This is a genomic window from Streptomyces sp. NPDC059398 (genome assembly GCF_042751845.1).
Classification (GTDB): Bacteria; Actinomycetota; Actinomycetes; order Streptomycetales; family Streptomycetaceae; genus Streptomyces.
The window spans coordinates 1-3,933 of the sequence record NZ_JBHYWP010000195.1; the positions used below are offsets into that span (position 1 = coordinate 1).

At 70.7% G+C, this 3,933-nt stretch carries 5 protein-coding genes; 1 reads left to right on the forward strand and 4 read right to left on the reverse strand.

Annotation, left to right across the window (positions count from 1 at the left end):
* The 4 genes from ACFXBC_RS34860 to ACFXBC_RS34875 form a co-directional block, all read right to left on the reverse strand.
* Positions 1 to 688 (reverse strand): electron transfer flavoprotein subunit alpha/FixB family protein (locus ACFXBC_RS34860; RefSeq protein WP_385034072.1); only part of this gene is annotated, 688 nt, incomplete at its 3' end.
* Positions 689 to 760: 72 nt separating this feature from the next.
* Positions 761 to 1,546, reverse strand: a complete 786-nt coding sequence (locus ACFXBC_RS34865; RefSeq protein WP_385034075.1) for an electron transfer flavoprotein subunit beta/FixA family protein — start codon at positions 1,544 to 1,546, stop codon at positions 761 to 763.
* Between the two features lie 201 nt (positions 1,547 to 1,747).
* The gene (locus tag ACFXBC_RS34870) at positions 1,748 to 2,302 is read right to left on the reverse strand and encodes a flavin reductase family protein (protein ID WP_385034078.1); all 555 of its coding nucleotides are present in this window, start codon (positions 2,300 to 2,302) and stop codon (positions 1,748 to 1,750) included.
* Positions 2,303 to 2,504: 202 nt separating this feature from the next.
* Complete coding sequence (locus tag ACFXBC_RS34875; RefSeq protein ID WP_385034081.1) at positions 2,505 to 2,831, reverse strand: TlpA family protein disulfide reductase; 327 nt, start codon at positions 2,829 to 2,831, stop codon at positions 2,505 to 2,507.
* Positions 2,832 to 3,179: 348 nt separating this feature from the next.
* Here ACFXBC_RS34875 and ACFXBC_RS34880 point away from each other — a divergent pair, with 348 nt between their 5' ends.
* On the forward strand, positions 3,180 to 3,908 hold the full coding sequence (locus ACFXBC_RS34880; RefSeq protein ID WP_385034083.1) for a lysophospholipid acyltransferase family protein: 729 nt from the start codon (positions 3,180 to 3,182) through the stop codon (positions 3,906 to 3,908).
* Positions 3,909 to 3,933 lie beyond the last annotated feature (25 nt).

Here is a 3,933-nt window from a genome sequence, read left to right on the forward strand (position 1 = left end):
CCGCGGCCCCGAGCGCGGCGGCCAGCGCCTCGATGGGGGGCATGTACACCGCACCGTTGACCCCGGGGCCGCCGGACCCCACGATCGCGGCATGGGTCAGGTCGGGGCGGCCCGTCGACTCGCGCGGGGTGCGCGAGACGACCTTGGTACCGGTGGCCTTGTCGCCGAAGGACACCGTCAGCGCCTCGACGGTGCCCGCGGCCGGGGCCGGCTCCACCGCTGCCGAGTTCGGCTTGACGGTGATGACCGGAGTGCCCTGCGAGACGCGGGACTTGGTGGTGAACGACGCGGCGAACGCGGACTGGGTGGCGACCGGGCCTTCGTCACCGGCCTCCAGGTCGGTGGCGTCGGTGATGATCCCGGAGCCGATGCGCACGGCGAGGCGCGCGGCGATCTCCTTGCCCTCGGCGGAGGACGGGACCAGTACCGCGGCCGGCGACACCGCGTCGTACGCGGCCTGCAGCGCGTCGACCTTCGGGACGACGAGGTAGTCGGCGAACTCGGGGGCGTCGGCCGTGAGGACCTTCACCGCGCCGTGCTCGGCGAGCGCGGCGGCGGTGTCCTGGGCGCCGGCGCCCAGCGCGACGGCGACCGGGTCGCCGATCCGGCGGGCCAGCGTCAGCAGCTCCAGGGTGGGCTTGCGGACGGCGCCGTCCAGGTGATCGACATAGACGAGAACTTCAGCCATGGGATTGCTCTCCTGCGAATGCGAAGAATCGGGGGCGGTCTGGGGCTCGGGCGGTCGAGGGGCTCGGGAGCCTCAGATGAACTTCTGGCCCGCAAGGAACTCCGCGAGCTGCTTGCCGCCCTCGCCCTCGTCCTTGACGATCGTGCCGGCGGTACGGGCCGGACGCTCAGCCGCGGAGTCGACCCTGGTCCACGCGCCCTCCAGGCCGACCGTGCCGGCATCGAGGTCCAGGTCCTCCAGGTCCAGGGACTCCACCGGCTTCTTCTTGGCGGCCATGATGCCCTTGAAGGACGGGTAGCGGGCCTCGCCCGACTGGTCCGTCACGGACACGACGGCCGGCAGCGAAGCCTCCAGCTGCTCGCTTGCCGTGTCGCCGTCACGGCGGCCCTTGACCGTGGCGCCGTCGACCGACACCTCGGAGAGCAGCGTGACCTGCGGGACACCGAGCCGCTCGGCGAGCAGCGCCGGGAGCACACCCATCGTGCCGTCGGTCGACGCCATGCCGCAGACGACCAGGTCGTACCCGGTCTTCTCGATGGCCTTGGCGAGCACCAGCGACGTACCCATCACATCCGTACCGTGCAGATCGTCGTCCTCGACGTGGACGGCCTTGTCGGCACCCATCGAGAGCGCCTTGCGCAGCGCGTCCTTGGCGTCCTCCGGGCCGACCGTGAGGACAGTGATCTCCGCGTCGTCGGCCTCGCCCGCGATCTGGAGCGCCTGCTCCACCGCGTACTCGTCGAGCTCCGACAGCAGCCCGTCGACATCATCACGGTCCAGTGTCAGGTCATCGGCGAAATGCCGGTCACCGGTGGCATCGGGCACGTACTTCACACAGACAACGATCCTCAAGCTCACGCCGGCTCTCCTACTGCATCGTCTTTTCCGGGCTGCCTTGTTGCTCGCAGCATAGGCGCCTGATGGGGCGATTTCCGGTTGGGGGTTCTGACGCCCCCCAACGAAATATTACTCGCCAGTACATCCAGTATGTACCCGGTAAGCAAGCGCTTTGAACTGTGACGTGAGCAACGCTCCGTAGCCGGGTGTTCCGGGAGAGTCTCAGTCCCGCAGAGCGTTGAAGCACCCCTGGTGGTAGAGGAGGGGGCGCCCGGCCCCGGCCGGGTCGCCGGTGACCACCTCGGCGATCACGATGCGGTGGTCCCCGGCGGGGATCCGCGCCACCACCCGGCAGACCAGCCAGGCCAGTACGCCGTCGAGCAGCGGCACACCTCCGGGGCCGCTGCGCCACCCGGTGGGCGGGGCGAACCGGTCGGCGCCGCTGCGGGCGAAGGTGGCGGCCAGTTCCCGCTGATGCTCGCCGAGTATGTGGATCCCGACGTGTTCGGCCACGGCCATCACCGGCCAGCTCGACGAGCCCGTACCCACACCGAAGGAGACCAGCGGCGGCTCGGCGGCCACCGAGCTGACCGAGGTGGCGGTGAAGCCCACCGGGTGTTCACCGGCAGCGGTGACCACCGCGACACCGGCCGCGTGGCGGCGGAAGACTGAGCGGAGCAGCGCGGGGGCCGCGAGCGGCTCAGCCGCTGGGACGTCCGGGACCGTCCGGGTCGCGGGCTGCTCCCCTGCCGGAACCGGCCGGGACGGCGTCGTCATACGGATGTCCTTCTCCGGGGCGAGCGCACGGGGCCGGGGGTGTTCAGACACCCGGACAGCCCGCGCCGGTGGTGCGGGCGGTGGCCCGACGGGAGTGGCACCGGCCGTCGGGAGAGCAGAGCTGCGACATAGCGTCAGGTTGACGATTCGGGGGAGGCTCCGTCAAGGGCGTCCCGGAATGTGGGAGATCGCTCACGGTGAGTCAGACCGCCTCTCCCAGGGCGGCGATGACGTCCGCCCTGCGCGGCTGGCCCGAGGCCCGGCGGACGATCCGGCCCCGCGCGTCGAGCACCAGCACGGTGGGGGTGCTGTGGATGTCCAGCTCCCGTACGAGTCCGAGCCTGGACTCGGCGTCGAGCTCGACATGGGTGACACCGTCGACCATCGCGGCCACCTCCCGCAGGACCCGCCAGGTGGCCCGGCAGGGCCGGCAGAAGGCGGTGGAGAACTGGACGAGCGTCGCCCGCTCCCCCAGCTCCTCGCCCAACTCCGCGGCCCCGAGCCGCCGTTCACCGTCCTGCCCCTGCACGTCGTACTCCGTTCCCCGGTCGCGTACCGGTCGCCATCCTCACGGTTCCCCGCCGCCCGTCCGGCTGAGGCCACCGTGGCACCTGCCCCTCTCCGGGGTGCAGCGCTGCCGGGCCCAGGATGATTCCCCGGTGTCCCGCGAGGCGCTTCGGTGGTACCGGGCGACGTATGTGCTGTTCGGGGGCGGTGCGAGCCATTCACACACGACGTGACGAGGATCTCGCGCCGCCACGTCACCAGGGGTGGCTACTCTGGTCGCCATGGGGCACGATCTGCCCCATGCCGCAAACCTACGGCAGCGTAACTTCCGCCGGGGGCACGTCCCCGGGCACAGAAGGGTCTTCTCCAGATGGCAGAACTCGTCTATCGACCGGTCATCGGTGCCGCTCGGGGGCTCTTCAAGGCGCTCGACCTCTCGATCGACACACAGGGTTCCGAGAACATCCCGCGTACCGGCGGGGCCGTACTCGTCAGCAACCACATCGGTTATCTGGACTTCATCTTCAACGGCCTCGCCGCACTCCCGCAGAAGCGGCTCGTGCGCTTCATGGCCAAGGAGTCGGTCTTCCGCCACAAGATCTCCGGTCCGCTGATGCGCGGCATGAAGCACATCCCGGTGGACCGCAAGCAGGGCGAGTCCGCCTACCGGCACGCACTCACGGCCCTGCGTTCCGGCGAGATCATCGGCGTCTTCCCCGAGGCCACGATCTCGGAGTCCTTCACGCTCAAGAGCTTCAAGTCCGGTGCGGCGCGGCTGGCCCAGGACGCGGGCGTGCCGCTGATCCCGATGGCGCTGTGGGGCACCCAGCGGCTGTGGACCAAGGGCAGGCCGCGCAACCTCAAGCGCAGCCACATCCCGGTGACGGTCCGGGTCGGCGAGCCCATGGAGGCGCCCACGGACGAGTACGCGGGCGCGATCACCCGCAGGCTCCGTGAGCGTATGCAGGAGCTGCTGGAGGCGGCGCAGCGCGCCTATCCTGTGCGCCCCAGGAACGCGGCCGACACCTGGTGGATCCCGGCCCACCTGGGCGGCACCGCGCCGACCCCCGCGCAGGTACGCGAGGCCGGAGCCGGCTGAAACGTCTCTGCGGTCAGCGATGAGG

What these genes read in the sequence shown, in the direction of transcription:
- ACFXBC_RS34880 (WP_385034083.1), top strand. Translation starts at nt 3,180, where the DNA reads ATGGCAGAACTCGTCTATCGACCGGTCATCGGTGCCGCTCGGGGGCTC.
- ACFXBC_RS34870 (WP_385034078.1), bottom strand. Translation starts at nt 2,302, where the DNA reads ATGACGACGCCGTCCCGGCCGGTTCCGGCAGGGGAGCAGCCCGCGACC.